The sequence below is a fragment of the Streptomyces chrestomyceticus JCM 4735 genome (genome assembly GCF_003865135.1).
GTDB lineage: Bacteria > Actinomycetota > Actinomycetes > Streptomycetales > Streptomycetaceae > Streptomyces > Streptomyces chrestomyceticus.
Genome location: NZ_BHZC01000001.1, coordinates 8,196,623 through 8,212,094, shown reverse-complemented (window position 1 = coordinate 8,212,094; position 15,472 = coordinate 8,196,623). Strand labels below are relative to the sequence as shown.

Genomic DNA, 15,472 nt, shown 5'->3' with positions numbered 1-15,472 from the left:
CGGTGGAAGCCGGAACCGCCGGGTGCCAGAGTCCCGCCATGACTCCTGCCGATGGCTCCTTCCGTTCCCCCGGCGCCGCCCCCGAGGCCCCCGCAGCCTTTGCCGACCGCAGCTCCGCCGCCTTCCCCGGGCAATACGCCCGGACCCGCCGCTTCTCCCTCGGTGTGCCGCGTCAGTTCGGCGTCTCTCCGGACGGCCGCCGGGTGCTCTTCGTCCGTACGGGCGGGGGCAGCGACCCCGTAGGCCGGCTGTGGGTGTACGAGGGCGGCACGGAGCGGGTGTTGATCGATCCGGTGGCATTGAGAGCCGACCCGGCCGCCGGGACCGCGAAGGCCGCAGAGGGGCGGCTGCCCGAGGCCGAGCGGGTGCGGCGGGAGCGGGCCCGGGAGTATTCCACCGGTGTCGTCGCGTATGCGGCCGACGCGGCGGCGCGCGTGGTGACCTGCGCGCTCTCCGGCGCACTGTGGGTGGTCCGTACGGACGGGGGCGCCCCCGTTCACGTACCGGCCGCCGGGCCGGTCGTCGATCCCCGGCCCTCTCCGGACGGGCGGCTGGTCGCGTACGTGTCCGGTGGATCGCTGCACGTCATCGCCTTGGAGGACGGGAGGGACCGGCCACTGGCGGCTCCCGAAGGACCGGACGTCACCTACGGCCTGCCCGAGTATGTGGCCGCCGAGTCGATGGGCCGCTCGCGCGGCTACTGGTGGGCCCCGGATGGCCGTCATCTCCTGGTGGCCAGGGTGGACACGTCCGGCGTGGAACGGCGCTACCTCAGCGATCCGGCCCACCCCGAGCGGCCGCCGCGCGCGGTCGCCTACCCCTCGGCGGGGACGGCCAACGCGGAGGTGTCGCTGCACATCCTGCCGGTGACCGCCTCCGGGCCGGTGCCTGCTTCCGGACCGGTGGCGCCTTCCGGGCCGGTGGCTGCTTCCGGGGAGCGCCGCGTCGACGTGGCGTGGGACCGGGCCACGTACACCTACCTCGTCAGCGCCGGGTGGGACAACCACGGGCCGCTCATCGGCGTACAGACCCGCGACCAGCGGACGCTGCGCACCCTGGCGGTCGATCCCGGCACCGGCGCGACCCGTACGCTGCACGAACGCACCGACCCCGCCTGGACCGAGATCGTGCCCGGCACCCCGGCCCGTACGGCATCGGGAGCCCTGGTCCTGCCCGAGGACACGCCCGGCACCCGCCACCTGAACGTGGGCGGCACCACCGTGACACCGCCCGGACTACAGGTGCGGGAGGTCGTCGCCGTCGAAGGCGAGCAGGTGTGGTTCACCGCCGGCGAGGAGCCGACGGCGGTGCACGTGTGGCGGTGGGCCCCGGCGGACGGTCTGGCCCGGCTGAGCGAAGGGCCGGGACTCTTCACGGCTGCCGCCGGGGGCGGCACGGTGGTCCTCAGCGGGCTCACACCGGAGGGGCCGGTTGCCGAGGTGCGCTCCTCCGGGCCGGACCGGCCGGTTGCCTGCGTACGCGGTTCCGGACCGGACACAGCCGACGTCACCATCGGAACCGCCCGAACGATCGCCTCGCTCGGCGAGAATCCGGTCGTCACCCCACGCCCGGAACACCTCCTCCTGGGACGGCGGGAATTGCGCGCCGCGCTGTATCTGCCCTCCTGGTACGAACCCGGTAGGGGCACGCTGCCGGTGCTCCTCTCCCCGTACGGAGGCCCGGGCATCCAGCTCGCCGTACGGGCCCGCACCTGGTTCGCGTGTGTGGCGCAGTGGTTCGCCGAGGAGGGCTTCGCCGTACTGGTCGCGGACGGCCGCGGAACCCCCGGCCGGGGCCCGGCCTGGGAGAAGGCCGTCCACGGCGATCAGCTCACGCCCGCCCTGGAGGACCAGACCGACGCGCTGCACGCTGCCGCCGCGCGCTTCGCGTACCTGGATCTGTCCCGGGTGGCGATCCGCGGCTGGTCGTTCGGCGGCTTCCTGGCCGCCGCGGCCGTCCTGCACCGTCCCGACGTCTTCCACGCGGCGGCCGCCGGCGCCGCGCCCACAGACCAGCGGCTGTACGACACCCACTGGAAGGAACGTTACCTCGGCCACCCCCGGGAGACACCGGACCACTACGCCCGTTCCTCCCTGGTGGGCCACGGACATCTGCTGCGCCGTCCGCTGCTGCTCGTCCAAGGGCTGGCGGACGACAACGTGGCCCCTGCCCACACCCTCCGCTTCTCCGCCGAACTGCTGGCCGCCGGTCGGCCGCACAGCGTGCTGCCGCTGCCTGGAGCGGGACACGCCCCCGCCGACCCGGCGGTCAACGAGAACCTGCTGCGCTTCGAACGTGATTTCCTGCGCTCGGCACTCGACAAGAACTGAACACGCGCGCCCGCCCGCCCGTATGGAACTTCCACAACGCCCAGGGGACGCACGCGCCACGTGACACGCACCGCTCACGGCACCCGGCGGCCCCTGGCGCACCGACAGTTGGAGGCACCCCATGACGCAGCAGGCATCGACAGGGCGGCGGACGAGCACACGGACGGGCGCGCGGACGACACGCCGTGCGGTCGTCGCGGCGGCCGGCGCGGCGGGACTGGCCGCCGCGCTCGCGGCCTGCGGGAACGGCTCGGACGGGTACGGCGACAGCGCCTCGTCCGCGCCGCCCGACGCGACGGGGAGCGCCGGGGGCGACGGATCGAAGAACGGCGACACGGAGCCCGGCAGCAAGGACCCCGGGAGCGCGGGCGCCGGTGCCGCCGGGAGCGTGTTGGCCCGGACCACGGACATCCCCGAAGGTGGCGGCAAGGTCTTCAAGGACCGCAAGGTCGTGGTGACCCAGCCCGCCAAGGGCGAGTTCAAGGCGTTCTCGGCGGTCTGCCGGCATCAGGGGTGCCTGGTGAACGAGGTGGCGGACGGCACGATCAACTGTCCTTGCCACGGCAGCCGCTACGCCGTCGCCGACGGCAGCGTACGCAACGGGCCCGCCACTCAGGGGCTCGTCGCGGCGAAGGTGAGCGTGGAGGGCGGCTCGATCAAGCTGGGGTGACCGGGTGGCCCAGGGACGCCGGCCGGGTTCGGTGGGAGGCTGGTGGCGGGCCAGGTGGCCGCGTCCGCCGGCCGGTCACTCGGCCGCGGTCCGGGGGCCGGGCGTCCGGCTCCGCGTCCCGCGCCAGCAGGCGAGCAGGTCGGCGGTGGTGGTGACGGTGGCGACGAGGGCGAGGGTGTGCCGGACCATCGCCGCCGTGTAGTCGGCCGGCACGCCGGCGATGGCGTCGGCGGGCACCACCGCCGTGTACCCGAGGTTGACCGCGTCGAAGACGGCGTTCGGGATCGCCACGTTCGCCGACACCCCGACGATGACGAGGGTGCGGCACCCGAGGTTGCGCAGCAGCGGGTCCACGTCCGTACCGGCGAGCGGCGACAGCCCGTGCAGCCTGCGGACGATCAGGTCGTCCTCGGAGACGGGCACCGGGTCGGCGACCCGTACCGCGGTCGTCCCGACGGTCTGCTGTACGGGCAGCCGCTCGGCGGCGGCGAACAGGCGCGCGTTGCGGTTGGCGCCCCGGCCGTCCGGACGGCGCTCGGCGACGGCGTGCAGCACCTGCACCCCCGCGTCGTGAGCGGCCCCGACCAGCCGCGCCACCCGGGCGAGCGCCCCGGACGCGCGGACCGCCGCGGCCAGTTCCGGCAGCGCGCCGTCCGGCCCGACGACGCCGCGCTGGCACTCGACGGTGAGCAGGGCCGTCGTCGCCGGATCGGTCTGTTCCAGGAGGCGGGCGCCGGATGCCATCGTCTCGTCCCTTCCCGGGGTAGGTGGTCGCGAAGCCGGTTGTCGCACATTGACACCGTGCCGCCGTACCGAGCCGCAGCCGTGCCGCCGTACCAAGGCGTCGCGGTGCCGGCACAGTGCCTGGCCGAGCCGCGCGAGCGTAGCCGCCATTGCGCCGGCACGGAAGAGACCGGATGATGCCTGGCACCTGTTCCTGACTTTCAGTCAGGCCGTACGGCGGAGGTGGACGACGGATGACCGGCACACAGCGGCGCGGGCGCCGCATCATGATGACGCCGCACGAACGGGACGCCTTCCTGACGGAGCAGCGCACCTGCCGGGTGGCCACCGTGGGCACGGACGGCACGCCGCACGTCGGCGCCCTCTGGTTCGCCTGGGACGGCGCCGCCCTCTGGCTGTACTCGATCACCCGCAGCAAGCGCTGGGCCCAGTTGCGCAAGAATCCGCGGATCGCGGTGGTCGTCGACGACGGGCACGACTACGGGCAACTGCGCGGGGTCGAGCTGACCGGCAGCGCGGACTTCGTCGGCGAAGTACCTCGAACAGGTGATGTCTGCGCGGAATTGGACGTGCCCGAGCGGCTGTTCGCCACCAAGTACTTCGGCCTGGAACAGATGCCGCACGACGGCCGACACGCCTGGCTGCGGTTGGTCCCGGAAGCCGCCGTGTCCTGGGACTTCCGCAAGATGCCGGGCTGAGCGGACCGCGCCGGACGCCTGCCGCGTCCCGGTGCGGTCCGGTGCGACGGCCGGGTGCGACGGGCCGGTCGCACTCCCGCGCGGTGCCGCCCGACCGCGTTGTCGGTGGTCTCTGACACAGTGGTGGGGTCGGCCCGTTCCAGCAGGTCCGGGGCGGCACCGACGTGCGACGAACAGAACGAGGGAGACCTGGTGAACGTGCTCTTTCCGGCGCTGAGCGACGCGTCGCCGCAGCCCGCGCTGCGCTTCGGCGAGCGGGCGCTCAGTTACCGCCAGTTGGCCGCGGTGGCGGGCCGGCTCGCCGAGCGGCTCGACGGCGAGATCCGGGTGGCGGTCTGGGCCACGCCCACCCTGGAGACCGCGGTCGCCGTGGTGGCCGCGCTGCTCGCCGGAGTGCCCGCGGTGCCCGTCAACCCGAAGATCGGCGAGAGCGAGCTGGCGCACATCGTGTCGGACAGCGGGCCGACGCTCGTCCTGGCCGAGCCGGACGCCGAGCTGCCCGGCGCGCTGGCGGCCCTGCCCCGCCTCGACGTCGATCCCGCCGCCGCCGACGAGGAGGTGCCGCCCCTCCCGTACGAGCCGGGTCCCGAGACCGCCGCCCTCGTCGTCTACACCTCCGGCACGACGGGCCCGCCCAAGGGCGTCGTGCTCCCCCGCCGGGCGCTCGCGCACACACTGGACGCGCTGGCGGAGGCGTGGCAGTGGACCGCCGACGATGTCCTCGTGCACGGTCTGCCGCTGTTCCACGTGCACGGCCTCGTGCTGGGCGTCCTCGGGCCGCTGCGGCGCGGCGGCAGCGTGCACCACCTGGGCCGGTTCAGCACCGAGGGCGTCGTCCGGGAGCTGACCGCGGACGGCACGATGCTGTTCGGCGTACCGACGATGTACCACCGCCTGGCCGTCGAAGCGGGCGAGAACCCCGCGCTCGCCAAGGCCCTGGGCCGGGCCCGCCTTCTGGTGTCCGGCTCGGCCGCACTGCCGCGCACGGACCACGAGCGGCTCGCCGCGGCCGCCGGATGCCGCGTCATCGAGCGGTACGGCATGACCGAGACGCTGATGAACACGAGCGTGCGGGTGGACGGCGAGCCCGCGCCGGGCAGCGTCGGCGTACCGCTGCCCGGTGTGTACGTCCGACTCGTCGACGAGTCCGGCCAGGCCGTCGAGACGAGCGACGGCGAAACGGTCGGCGAGATCCAGGTCCGCGGCCCCAACCTGTTCGTCGAGTACCTCAACCGCCCGGACGCCACCGCCGCGGCCTTCGACGGCGGCTGGTTCCGTACCGGCGACATGGCCACCCGCGACGCCGCGGGCAACTACCGCATCGTGGGCCGCAAGGCCACCGATCTCATCAAGAGCGGCGGCTACAAGATCGGCGCGGGCGAGATCGAGAACGCCCTGCTGGAGCACCCGGGCGTCGGTGAGGCCGCCGTGACGGGCGAACCGGACGAGGACCTGGGCGAGCGGATCGTCGCCTGGATCGTGCCGGCGCCGGCGGCCGAGGGCGCCGCCGTACCGTCCGACACCGAGCTGATCGACCACGTGGCCCGGCAGTTGGCGCCCCACAAGCGCCCGCGCGTGGTCCATTTCCTCGAAGCCCTTCCCCGCAACGACATGGGCAAGGTGCTGAAACGGGACCTCCGTGCGTAGCGAGGGCCCGGGGAGCGGGCCCGGTGAGGTGGGCGGCGCCGATGCCGGCAGCGGGGACGCGGGCAGGCGGCCCGTCCCCGCCGCGCCGTCGCCGCGCTGGTCCGCGCGCGAGGCGATCGCCGTGGTGACGGACGACTTCGCGGAGTTTCCCGCGCCGGAGGCGGAGCGGGCAGAGCGGGGCGCGGCGTCGGGGCCGGGGTCGGGAGGCGAGTCGGCGGCCATGGTGCCGTACGACGACGGACCGCTCGGCTGGGACGGCTACGGCTCCGCGCGGCAGCGGGCGCGGGAACGGACCGGTGAGAGCGAGTCCGTGGTCTGCGGCACCGCCCGTGTCGCCGGGGTGGAGACCGTTCTGATCTCCTTCGAGTTCGGCTTTCTCGGTGGCTCCCTCGGGGAGCGCACGGGTGATCGGCTGGTGGCCGCCTGGGACCGCGCCCGGGAGCTGCGCCTGCCGGTCGTGACGCTGATCGCCACCGGCGGCAGCCGGATGCAGGAGGGTATGCGGGCCCTGACCCAGCTCCAGCGGGTGGCCGGCCGTTCCGCGCTGAACCGGGCCGCGGGGCTCCCTCAGATCGCCGTACTCCGCGATCCGACGACCGGCGGCGGCTGGGCGACGCTCGGCGCGGGCGCGGATGTCGTGCTCGCCCTGCCGGGCGCACAGGTCGGCTTCGCAGGCTCACGCGTACGACCGGCGGACGCCGACCCGTATGCGTACAGCGCCGAGGGCCAGGTGACGGCCGGACAGGCCGACGCCGTCGTCCCGCTGGACGAGGTGCGCACGGTGCTGGGCCGGTGGCTGCGATTGCTGTCGCCGGGGGGCGATGGGGTAGCGGCGGGGGGCGTGTCGCCGCACGAGGTAGCGGCGGCGGACGTGTCGCCGTACACGGCGCCGGGCGCGACGCCGGGCGCGACAGCAGACCGGGACGTGACTGCCGGAGCGGTCCCTGCCGGAGCGGTACCCGCCGCGACAGAGCCGGCCGGAGCGACCCCGGGCGCAGCGGACCCGAGCGGGGCAGACCCGGCCGCAGCAGTCCCCGCCGCGACAGACCCACCCGGAGTCGCCCCCGCCACGACAGACCTGGCCGGAGTCGTCCCCACCGCGACAAACCCGGCCGGAGCGACCCCGGCCGGGCTCGCCCCCGACGCAGCGCTTCCCGTCACACCGGCCGCCCCGCCTCCCTACGCGCTCGGCGCCGCCGAACTCCCGGCGTCCGGATGGGAGGCCGTGCGTTCGGCTCGCGACGTGCGGCGCCCGCGCGCCGCGGCGTATCTGGACGCGTACTTCGACTGGCGCGAGGAGATCAGCGGCGACCGCTGCGGCGGCACCGACCCGGGCATACGCTGCGGATTCGGCCGGCATGAGGGGCGCACGGTCGCGTTCGCCGCCCAGTGCGGCACGGCCGTGCGCCCCGCGGGATTCCGTACGGCCGCCCGGCTGATCCGGATGGCGGACCGGCTCGGCATACCGGTACTCACCCTCATCGACACCCCGGGCGCGGCCAACGACGCGGCTGCGGAACGCGCCGGCGCGGGCGCCGCCATCGCGGACGTCTTCGCCGCGCTGGCCTCGGTCCGTACGCCCGTCACCTCACTGCTGATCGGAGAGGGTGGTTCCGGCGGGGCGCTGGCGCTGGCCGCGCCGGGCCGGCTGTGGGCGACGCCGGACAGCTACTTCTCCGTCATCGCCCCGGAAGCCGCCGCCGCCATCCTCAAGCGCGACGCGGACGCGGTACGCGACACGGCCGACCAACTCCGGATACGCCCCCAGGACTTGCTGGACCTGGGACTCATCCAGGGCATCGTCCCGCCTCCCGCATCCCGGTGACACGACGGCGGCCCTTGGACCACCATGCCCCCATGGGCACCCACCTCACGAACACCCTCCACATCCGCTCCGCCCGCCCGGACGATCTTGAGGCCGTCGCCGCACTCCGATGGCAGTGGGTGCGGGAGGCCGGCGAGGCGCCGCCCGTCACCACGCGCGATGCGTTCGTGCGCCATTTCGTGGCGTGGTCGCGGGAGAACGCGTCCTCGCACCACTGTCTGGTCATGGTCCGTGGCGACGCCGTCATCGGCATGGCGTGGCTGGCGGTCACCCGGCGTGTACCGAGCCCGCGCGCGCTGGAGCGGGCGTCGGGTGATGTGCAGTGTGTGTACGTCGTACCGCGCGAGCGGGACGGAGGTCTGGGCGGGCGGCTCATCGACGCGGTGCTGGAACTGGCTCACCAGCAGGGACTTGAACGCGTGACAGTGCACTCCAGCGTCCGGGCGGTCCGGGCTTACGCACGGCACGGTTTCGGCACATCACCCCTCCTGTTACAGGCCGATGTGCCACCGCCAACCGATCTGCCGACCGCCGCCCCGCCCCTGCTCCCGGAAGAAGACCTCCGCTAGTCCCCAAGCGACCCCACCACGGTGACCCGGTTCCCGGCCGGGTCAGTCAGCCCGGCCAACCCAACCAGCCCGGCCAACCCAACCAGCCCGGCCAACCCAACCAGGCCAGCCGACCCGCCCAGCCCGTCCACCTCCTTGGTCAGCTCGCCCAGCCCAGCCAACTCCTCGGTCAGTCAAGCCAGCCCAGCCAACTCAGCCAGGCACCCCGATTCCCGAAATTCTCAGAGAGAACTCCGGGTCGGCCGCCCCGAACCCTTCAACCCCCTTCAACGCCCTTCCACCTCCTCGCCCGCCGCGCGCAACGCGGTGACCGCGGCACGGATGGACGGCCTCCGGTCGGCGTCGGCGCGCCAGATCGCGTAGACGTGCCGCTGCATCGTGTGGCGTACGGGCACCACGCGCACCCCCGCCGGCACCGGCCCGCGCCCCAGCCGGGGCGCCACCGCGACCCCCAGTCCGGCTCCGATCAGTGCCAGTTGGGTGTGGTGCTCCTCCACCATGTGCGCGATGCGCGGCTCGATCCCCTGGCTGCGCAGGGTGAACATCAGCCAGTCGTGGCAGAACTCGCCCTGCGGCCAGGAGACCCACTCGTCGTCGGCCAGCTCCGCCAGTTCGACCGAGTCGCGGTGCGCCAGCGGATGATCGGCCGGCATGGCGACGTCGGCCGGGTCGTTCAGGATCGGCACCTTCGCCAGCCCTTCGGGCAGTGACAGCGGCCGATTGTGCCAGTCCAGCACGACACCCAGGTCGATGTCGCCGCGCACCACGCACCGCACCGAGGCTTCGGGCTCCATCTCCCGCAGCAGCGGGCGGAGTTGGGGATGCTCGGCGCGGAGCCCGGCCAGCGCGGCGGGGAACAGTCCGCGCGCCGCGGTGGGGAAGGCACCGAGCCGCAGCTCACCGACGGCCTGACCGCGGTGGGCCTCCAGCTCCGCCTGAGCCAGCTCGACCTGCGAGAGAATCCGTACGGCATGGTCGGCCAGCAGCCGGCCGGCGTCGGTCAGCCGCACACCACGCCCGTTCTTGGCCAGGAGCTGCTGGCCTGTCTCCCGCTCCAGCTTGGCGAGCTGCTGCGAGACGGCGGAGGTCGTCACATGCAGCCCGTCCGCCGCCGCACTCACCGAGCCGTGCCGGGCCACCGCGCTCAGCGTCCGCAAGCGATCAAGGTTCAACATCTAAGCAATGCTAAGCGATATCTCCTACGAAAACTCGCTTGTGCTACGAAATCAGGGAGCCGCATCGTAGTCCTATGAGCACCGCCGCCCCTTCCGAAACATCTGCAACTCCCCCACCGTCACCCCCAACCCGCTCCCGAACCACCCCCGGCACCACCCCGGCCCACCCCATGGATCTGCCCCGAACCGACGCGCACCGGGGCAGCACACGCCGCGCCCTCGACTGGCGCCTGCGGTTCGGCATCCTGAGCCTGGTCTGGGGCTTCAGCTTCCTCTTCATCAAGGTCGGCACACAGGGGTACGCGCCCCTGCACGTCACCTTCGGCCGCCTGGCGTTCGGCTCGGCGGTGCTCGTCGCCGTACTGGTCGCCAAGCGGGAGCGGCTGCCCCGCTCCGCGCGGACCTGGGGTCATCTGGCGGTCGCCGCGTTCTTCCTCAACGCCCTCCCCTTCTCCCTCTTGGCCTACGCCGAGCTGACCATCCCCTCCACCCTGGCCGGCATCTGCAACGCCAGCTCCCCACTGTGGGGCATGGCCCTCTCCCTGGTCGCCCTCTCCGAGGACCGGCCCACCCGCCGCCGCGTCGCGGGCCTGGGCCTCGGCTTCCTGGGCGTACTGACCGTGCTCGGCGCCTGGCAGGGATTCTCCGGAACGGATCCGACGGGCACCGCGATGGCCCTGGGCGCATCACTGAGCTACCCCATCGGCTGGATCTACGTCCGGCGCACCCTGGCCGGCGCCAAGGTCTCCAACGTCGCCCTCTCCGGTACCCAGATGCTCCTCGCCACGGCCCAGGTCGGCCTGGTGACCGCGCTCTTCACCTCCGCCCCGGCCGCCTACCCTGTCGTCCCCCTCCTCGCCGTCGTCGCGCTCGGCGCCCTGGGCACCGGGTTCGCCTTCCTGTTGCAGTACGGGCTGGTGGCCGAGGTGGGCCCCACCACCGCCCAGATGGTCACCTATTTCGTCCCCGTGATCGCCACCACGGCCGGTGTCGCCCTGCTCGGCGAGCAACTCCGCTGGAACACTCCCGTCGGCGCGCTGATCGTCCTGGCAGGAGCCGCACTGACCCAGAGCCGCCCCCGTCGTACCAGCTAGCGAGGGACCGACCCAGCGGCCTGCTCGGTCATCTCGGCAGTCACCGCCCACCGTTCGTGGTCGCGCCACGCGCCGTCCACATACTGGAAGCGCGGGGAGTAGCCCTCCAGCCGGAACCCCAGTCGCTCGACGAGCCGGACGGAGGAGACGTTGCCGGGCTGGATGTTGGCTTCCAGCCGGTGCAGCCCCAGCTCGGTGAAGGCGTACCGGACGACGAGGCGGAGCCCTTCGGTCATATAGCCGTGCCCGGTGGTGGACGCGTAGGCGACGTAGCCGAGGGCTCCGCTCTGGATGCCGCCCCGCACGATGTTGTTGATGTTGACCCCGCCGACGATCGCACCGCTCCCCCGGAGACACACCACGAAGCCCTCATGGGTGGGCTGGTCGAACTTGGCGACGTACGCGCGGAACGCCTCTTCCGTGGTGTCCCGCGCGGGGATCCACGGGTGGTGCAGTGCGGCGCTCTCGCGGGTGAGGGTCGCGATCTCCTCCCGGTCCCGGAAGGAGATCCGCCGGACAGCCACCCGCGGACCACGGACAAGAAAGCTCTGATCAAGCATCGTGCGATCGTAACCAGCACCGTTCCCCCTCATTCAGCCAGTCGGTCGATCAGCCGGTCCGGCAGTCGACCGATCGGCGAAGCAATCAGTCGGCCAGTCCGGCAGTCGGCCGATCGGCGGATCAATCCGTCGGTCAGTGAGTCGGTCCGTGAGCGCCTGCCAGGTTGCGGCGCCCCGTCAGCCGACGCCACGGTCCACCCTGCGGCTGCGGCACCCCGCTCCCGCCTCTCCCCGCTCCCGCGATCAACTCAGTTCAGTCGTAACGGCGCGCCTCCTTCGGTTCGACGGCGGAGGCGACGGCATCCGCCAGTGCCGGCAGTTCCTCCTCCGCGAGGCCCGCGATGGTGATGCGTATGCCGGGCGGCGAGCCCATACGGAAGCGCGCTCCGGGCGCGACGGCCCAGCCCGCGTGCAACAGCCGGGCGACCGCGCCGGTTTCGTCGGGCACCGGAATCCATACGTTCATCCCGCTGCGTCCCCGCGCCCGGACGCCGCGGGCCGCCAAGGCGTCGATCAGCACGTTCCGGCGTCTGCCGTAGGCGTCCGCGACGGCCTTCGGGTCGACCGCTCCCGTACGCCACAGGTGCACCACCGCGTCCTGCAGGAGATGGCTCACCCAGCCGGGTCCGAGCCGCTGGCGCCCACGCACCCGGTCCACCGTCACGGCGTCCCCGGTCAGCACGGCGAGCCGCAGGTCGGGGCCGTACGCCTTGGCCGTGGAACGGACCAGCGCCCAGTGGTCCGTGGCGCCCGCGAGCGGATGCAGCGGGAGGTCGACGATGTCGTGGCCGTGATCGTCCTCCACCAGCAGCAGGTCCCGATGGCCCGCCAGCACCTCGCGCAGCTCCCGGGACCGGGCGGCGCCGAGCACGGCACCCGTCGGGTTCTGTGCCCGGTCCGTGACGACCAGGGCGCGGGCGCCGTCGCGCACCGCCCGGCCGACCTGGTCGGGCAGCGGCCCCTCGTCGTCCACCGCGACCGGAACGGCCCGCAGCCCGAGGCCGGGAATCAGGTCCAGCAGGCTCCCCCAGCCCGGGTCCTCGACCGCGACCGTGTCACCGGGCCGCAGATGCACGTCGAGCACCCGCTCTATCGCGTCCAGCGCCCCGGAGGTGACGGCGATCGAGCCGCTCGGCACCCCGTCGGCCTCGAAGGCGGCGCGGGCCATCCGCTCCAGCTCCGTGGTGACGGCAGGGGCCCCGTACAGCGTCGGGCGCTCCGCGCTGCGGGCGGCGGCCGCGGCCAGCGCCCGCCCGAGGGCGGGCAGCAGCGCGGGGTCCGGATTTCCTGCGGCCGCGTCGCGCACGCCGGGCGGCAGGGGCCCCAGCACCGCCTCGCGGACCGTACTGGCCGGCCGCGGGCGCACCCGGCTGCCGCGGCGGCCCGCGGTCTCGATCACCCCCCGGTCCCGCAGCGTCCGGTACGCGGACGCCACCGTATTGGGATTGACCTCCAGATAGACGGCCAACTCCCGCATTGGTGGCAGGACTTCGCCCGGTTGGAGCTCGCCCGCACCGACGGCTCGCTCGACACTGGCGGCAATTTCCGATGCGCGCCGCCCTTCGATCCGATACTCTCCTAGCACAAAACCAATTATGCACTAGTGCAATGGAGTACGCAATGCCCCAGGCGCCCAAGGAGCTGTCCTTCACCCGGACGGAGCGCACCGTGCCGACCCGCGCCCGCGAGCGCGCCGCCTACGACCACGAGACCGTGCACGCCATCCTCGACGCCGGCTACCTGTGCCACCTCGGTTTCGTCCGCGACGGCGCCCCCGTCGTCCTGCCCACGCTCTACGGCCGGGTCGGCCACCGCCTCTACTTGCACGGATCGACCGGTTCGCGCCCGCTGCGCATGGCCGGTGAGACGGCCGACCCCGGCCTGCCCGTGTGCGTCACCGTCACCCACGTCGACGGCCTGGTCCTGGCCAAGTCGGCCTTCCACCACTCGATCAACTACCGCAGCGTCGTCGTCCACGGCACCGCCTACCAGGTCACCGACCACGACGAGAAGACGGCCGCGCTCGACACGCTGGTCGACCAGGTCGTGCCGGGCCGGGCCGCCGACTCCCGGCCGGCGAACGCCAAGGAGCTGGCCGCCACCGCCGTCATCCGCCTCGACCTGGACGAGGTCTCCGCCAAGATCCGCACCGGCGGCCCGAACGACGAGCCCGCGGACCTCGCGCTCCCCCACTGGAGCGGCGTCCTGCCGGTCGCCCCCCGGTACGGAGCTCCCGTCCCGGCCGACGACCTCGCCCCGGACATCGTCGAACCCGCCTACCTCTCGGCCCGCTGAAGGAGGCGCGCATGCTGATCCACCCCTGGGACGCGCCCACCGACGACACCGAGTGGCAGGACTGGCTGGCCGGCCACGACTTCGGCCAGCTCGCCGTCAACGGACCGCCCGGCTCCCCGCCCCTCGTCCAGCCCCTGCACTTCGCCTACGACCCGGCCCGCCGCGAGGCCGTCACCCACCTCGCCCGCCCCAACCCGATATGGCGCGCGCTGGAGACCGCCCCGGCCGTCCTGCTCAGCGTCGTGGACGACTACGTGTTCATACCGGGGCCGTGGCAGGCCGCCGAGGAGGAACCGCCCGAGCACGGCGTCCCCACCAGCTTCTACGCCGCCGTCCAGCTCACCTGCACGGCCCACGTCGTGGACGACCCGCAGGAGAAGGCCGCGCTGCTGGCGCGGCAGGTCGGGCACTTCCAGCCCGAGGGCGGGTCGGCGCCGGTCACCGCGGACGGCCCGCCCTACGGGCGCCAGCTTCCCGGCATCCGGGGGCTGCGGCTGGAAGTCACGGACGTGCGGGCCAAGTTCAAGTACGCGGGCAAGCGGAGCGAGACCGTACAGCGGCGCATCTCGGAGCGCCTGGCCGAACGGGCGGCACCCCGTGACGCCCAGGCCCGCACCCATCAACTGCGGCGGCTGGCGGCCGATCGCGGCTGACGGTCCGGCGGAGGGGCGGGCCGGGTCGGAGGCCGGGGACGGATCGCCCCTCCGCGAGCCGCCCCCGGCCCGGCCCAGCCTGAGCCGATCAGCGCACCATCGCCGCCCCGACCGGCCCGTACGGGCTGCCACCGCTCCCCGTGCCTCGGCCACGGCCAGTCCCGCGACGGCCGTGAGCAGCACACACGTACCGAGGGCCGTGCCGGCCGTCAGTTCCTCGCCCAGGAGGAGCACCGCGATCGCCGCCGCGGACACCGGTTCGACCAGCGAGATCACCGAGGCCGTGGCCGCGCGTACGGCGGTCAGGCCCGCGAAGTACAGGCCGTAGCCGAGGGCCGTCGGTACGGCGGCGATGTAGCCCATGAGCCAGAGGCTGCGGCCCAGTTCGTGCGCCTGCGGCCACAGCCCTTCGGCCGCGGCGAACGGCAGCAGGCATGCGGCTCCGACGGCGAACGCGCTGATCGTCGAGCCGTACGGATCGGCGGCGTCACCAGCCTGCCCCAAACGGCGGGTCGTCAGCGTCATCACCGCGCAGCCCGCGGCGGACAGCATCGCCAGAGCGACCCCGGAGGGCCGTACCGTACCGGAATCACCGCCTCCGAGGACCAGCACGGCCAGCCCGGACAGCGCGCCCAGGACGGCCAGAACTCCTCCGGCGCCGAGTCGTTCGCCCATGGTCAGCCGCGCGCCCAGCGCGATGAGGACGGGCCCGGCCCCCATGGTCACGACGGTGCCCACAGCCAGCCCGGTGCTCTCCACGGCCGCGAAGTACGCGGCCTGGAAGACCGCCAGCGCGATCCCGGTGGCGGCCATCCGTACGACGCGGCGCCGCAGCGGTTTTTGCGGACGTACGACGGAATCCGGGACACGCACCATCCGGCGGCGCAGTACCGCCCGTACGGCCGACAGCAGCAGAAGGCCGCCGACGGTGCGCCAGAAGGTGAGGGCGAGAGGGCCGAGGCCGCTGCTGCCGTAGAGGAGGGAGGCAGCCGCGCCCGCTGTGCCCCAGGCAGTCGCGGCGACGGTCACGTACAACAGGCCCCTGCCCACGGGCAGGGCATGGGAAGAGACACCATGCATGGCTGTGCTTCTCCGGGAGATCCGGGACGGCGCCGGGCGCCGTGGAATGGTCGCGTGGTCCCGTGTGCGGGCAGCAACGACCGGCCCGGGGCGGGGCGCGTCCTGCGGATCACGCCGGGCCCGGGGCGGGTT

At 73.6% G+C, this 15,472-nt stretch carries 13 protein-coding genes and 1 pseudogene; 9 read left to right on the top strand and 5 right to left on the bottom strand.

All coding sequences use genetic code 11. The annotated features are described in order from the left end of the window. The first annotated feature begins 38 nt into the window (after positions 1–38). Both EJG53_RS35950 and EJG53_RS35945 read left to right on the top strand, forming a co-directional pair. Positions 39–2,330, top strand: a complete 2,292-nt coding sequence (locus EJG53_RS35950) for a S9 family peptidase (protein ID WP_125048402.1) — start codon at positions 39–41, stop codon at positions 2,328–2,330. A 121-nt stretch (positions 2,331–2,451) separates the two neighbouring features. Then, on the top strand, positions 2,452–3,000 hold the full coding sequence (locus EJG53_RS35945) for a Rieske (2Fe-2S) protein (RefSeq protein ID WP_125048401.1): 549 nt from the start codon (positions 2,452–2,454) through the stop codon (positions 2,998–3,000). Between the two features lie 75 nt (positions 3,001–3,075). On the opposite strand, the gene EJG53_RS35940 is transcribed toward EJG53_RS35945, so the two are convergent. Further along, positions 3,076–3,744 (bottom strand): cysteine hydrolase family protein, encoded by a 669-nt coding sequence (locus tag EJG53_RS35940; RefSeq protein ID WP_125048400.1) that lies wholly within the window; start codon positions 3,742–3,744, stop codon positions 3,076–3,078. Positions 3,745–3,977: 233 nt separating this feature from the next. Here EJG53_RS35940 and EJG53_RS35935 point away from each other — a divergent pair, with 233 nt between their 5' ends. From EJG53_RS35935 to EJG53_RS35920, 4 genes are all read left to right on the top strand, one after another. Then, on the top strand, positions 3,978–4,442 hold the full coding sequence (locus tag EJG53_RS35935; RefSeq protein ID WP_125048399.1) for a pyridoxamine 5'-phosphate oxidase family protein: 465 nt from the start codon (positions 3,978–3,980) through the stop codon (positions 4,440–4,442). A 192-nt stretch (positions 4,443–4,634) separates the two neighbouring features. After that, on the top strand, positions 4,635–6,089 hold the full coding sequence (locus EJG53_RS35930) for an acyl-CoA synthetase (protein ID WP_125048398.1): 1,455 nt from the start codon (positions 4,635–4,637) through the stop codon (positions 6,087–6,089). A gap of 115 nt (positions 6,090–6,204) precedes the next feature. Further along, a complete protein-coding gene (locus EJG53_RS35925) occupies positions 6,205–7,914 on the top strand; it encodes a carboxyl transferase domain-containing protein (RefSeq protein WP_371858821.1) in 1,710 nt (569 codons plus the stop codon). A gap of 32 nt (positions 7,915–7,946) precedes the next feature. Continuing rightward, complete coding sequence (locus EJG53_RS35920) at positions 7,947–8,483, top strand: GNAT family N-acetyltransferase (protein WP_125048397.1); 537 nt, start codon at positions 7,947–7,949, stop codon at positions 8,481–8,483. A 266-nt stretch (positions 8,484–8,749) separates the two neighbouring features. Here EJG53_RS35920 and EJG53_RS35910 read toward each other — a convergent pair whose 3' ends face one another. Beyond that, positions 8,750–9,658, bottom strand: a complete 909-nt coding sequence (locus tag EJG53_RS35910; RefSeq protein ID WP_125048396.1) for a LysR family transcriptional regulator — start codon at positions 9,656–9,658, stop codon at positions 8,750–8,752. Between the two features lie 38 nt (positions 9,659–9,696). Here EJG53_RS35910 and EJG53_RS35905 point away from each other — a divergent pair, with 38 nt between their 5' ends. Beyond that, positions 9,697–10,752, top strand: coding sequence for a DMT family transporter (locus EJG53_RS35905; RefSeq protein ID WP_371858762.1), 1,056 nt, complete (start codon positions 9,697–9,699; stop codon positions 10,750–10,752). Here EJG53_RS35905 and EJG53_RS35900 read toward each other — a convergent pair. Both EJG53_RS35900 and EJG53_RS35895 read right to left on the bottom strand, forming a co-directional pair. Then, positions 10,749–11,312, bottom strand: a complete 564-nt coding sequence (locus EJG53_RS35900) for a GNAT family N-acetyltransferase (RefSeq protein WP_125048394.1) — start codon at positions 11,310–11,312, stop codon at positions 10,749–10,751. The genes EJG53_RS35905 and EJG53_RS35900 overlap by 4 nt on opposite strands. Positions 11,313–11,565: 253 nt before the next feature. Continuing rightward, positions 11,566–12,897 carry an aminotransferase class I/II-fold pyridoxal phosphate-dependent enzyme gene (locus tag EJG53_RS35895; protein ID WP_125048393.1) on the bottom strand — a complete coding sequence of 444 codons (1,332 nt, stop codon included), beginning with the start codon at positions 12,895–12,897 and terminating at the stop codon, positions 11,566–11,568. 35 nt (positions 12,898–12,932) lie between these two features. Between EJG53_RS35895 and EJG53_RS35890 the strand changes: the two genes are divergently transcribed. Beyond that, positions 12,933–13,607: a pyridoxamine 5'-phosphate oxidase family protein gene (locus tag EJG53_RS35890; protein ID WP_125048392.1), complete on the top strand. Its 675-nt coding sequence runs from the start codon at positions 12,933–12,935 to the stop codon at positions 13,605–13,607. Between the two features lie 11 nt (positions 13,608–13,618). Then, the gene (locus tag EJG53_RS35885; RefSeq protein ID WP_125049815.1) at positions 13,619–14,260 is read left to right on the top strand and encodes an FMN-binding negative transcriptional regulator; all 642 of its coding nucleotides are present in this window, start codon (positions 13,619–13,621) and stop codon (positions 14,258–14,260) included. Between the two features lie 117 nt (positions 14,261–14,377). Here the strand turns inward: EJG53_RS35885 and EJG53_RS35880 are convergent. Beyond that, a pseudogene (locus tag EJG53_RS35880) lies at positions 14,378–15,340 on the bottom strand (DMT family transporter); the annotation flags it as partial. Positions 15,341–15,472 lie beyond the last annotated feature (132 nt).

What these genes read in the sequence shown, in the direction of transcription:
- EJG53_RS35950 (WP_125048402.1), top strand. Translation starts at nt 39, where the DNA reads ATGACTCCTGCCGATGGCTCCTTCCGTTCCCCCGGCGCCGCCCCCGAG.
- EJG53_RS35945 (WP_125048401.1), top strand. Translation starts at nt 2,452, where the DNA reads ATGACGCAGCAGGCATCGACAGGGCGGCGGACGAGCACACGGACGGGC.
- EJG53_RS35940 (WP_125048400.1), bottom strand. Translation starts at nt 3,744, where the DNA reads ATGGCATCCGGCGCCCGCCTCCTGGAACAGACCGATCCGGCGACGACG.
- EJG53_RS35935 (WP_125048399.1), top strand. Translation starts at nt 3,978, where the DNA reads ATGACCGGCACACAGCGGCGCGGGCGCCGCATCATGATGACGCCGCAC.
- EJG53_RS35920 (WP_125048397.1), top strand. Translation starts at nt 7,947, where the DNA reads ATGGGCACCCACCTCACGAACACCCTCCACATCCGCTCCGCCCGCCCG.
- EJG53_RS35910 (WP_125048396.1), bottom strand. Translation starts at nt 9,658, where the DNA reads ATGTTGAACCTTGATCGCTTGCGGACGCTGAGCGCGGTGGCCCGGCAC.
- EJG53_RS35900 (WP_125048394.1), bottom strand. Translation starts at nt 11,312, where the DNA reads ATGCTTGATCAGAGCTTTCTTGTCCGTGGTCCGCGGGTGGCTGTCCGG.
- EJG53_RS35890 (WP_125048392.1), top strand. Translation starts at nt 12,933, where the DNA reads ATGCCCCAGGCGCCCAAGGAGCTGTCCTTCACCCGGACGGAGCGCACC.
- EJG53_RS35885 (WP_125049815.1), top strand. Translation starts at nt 13,619, where the DNA reads ATGCTGATCCACCCCTGGGACGCGCCCACCGACGACACCGAGTGGCAG.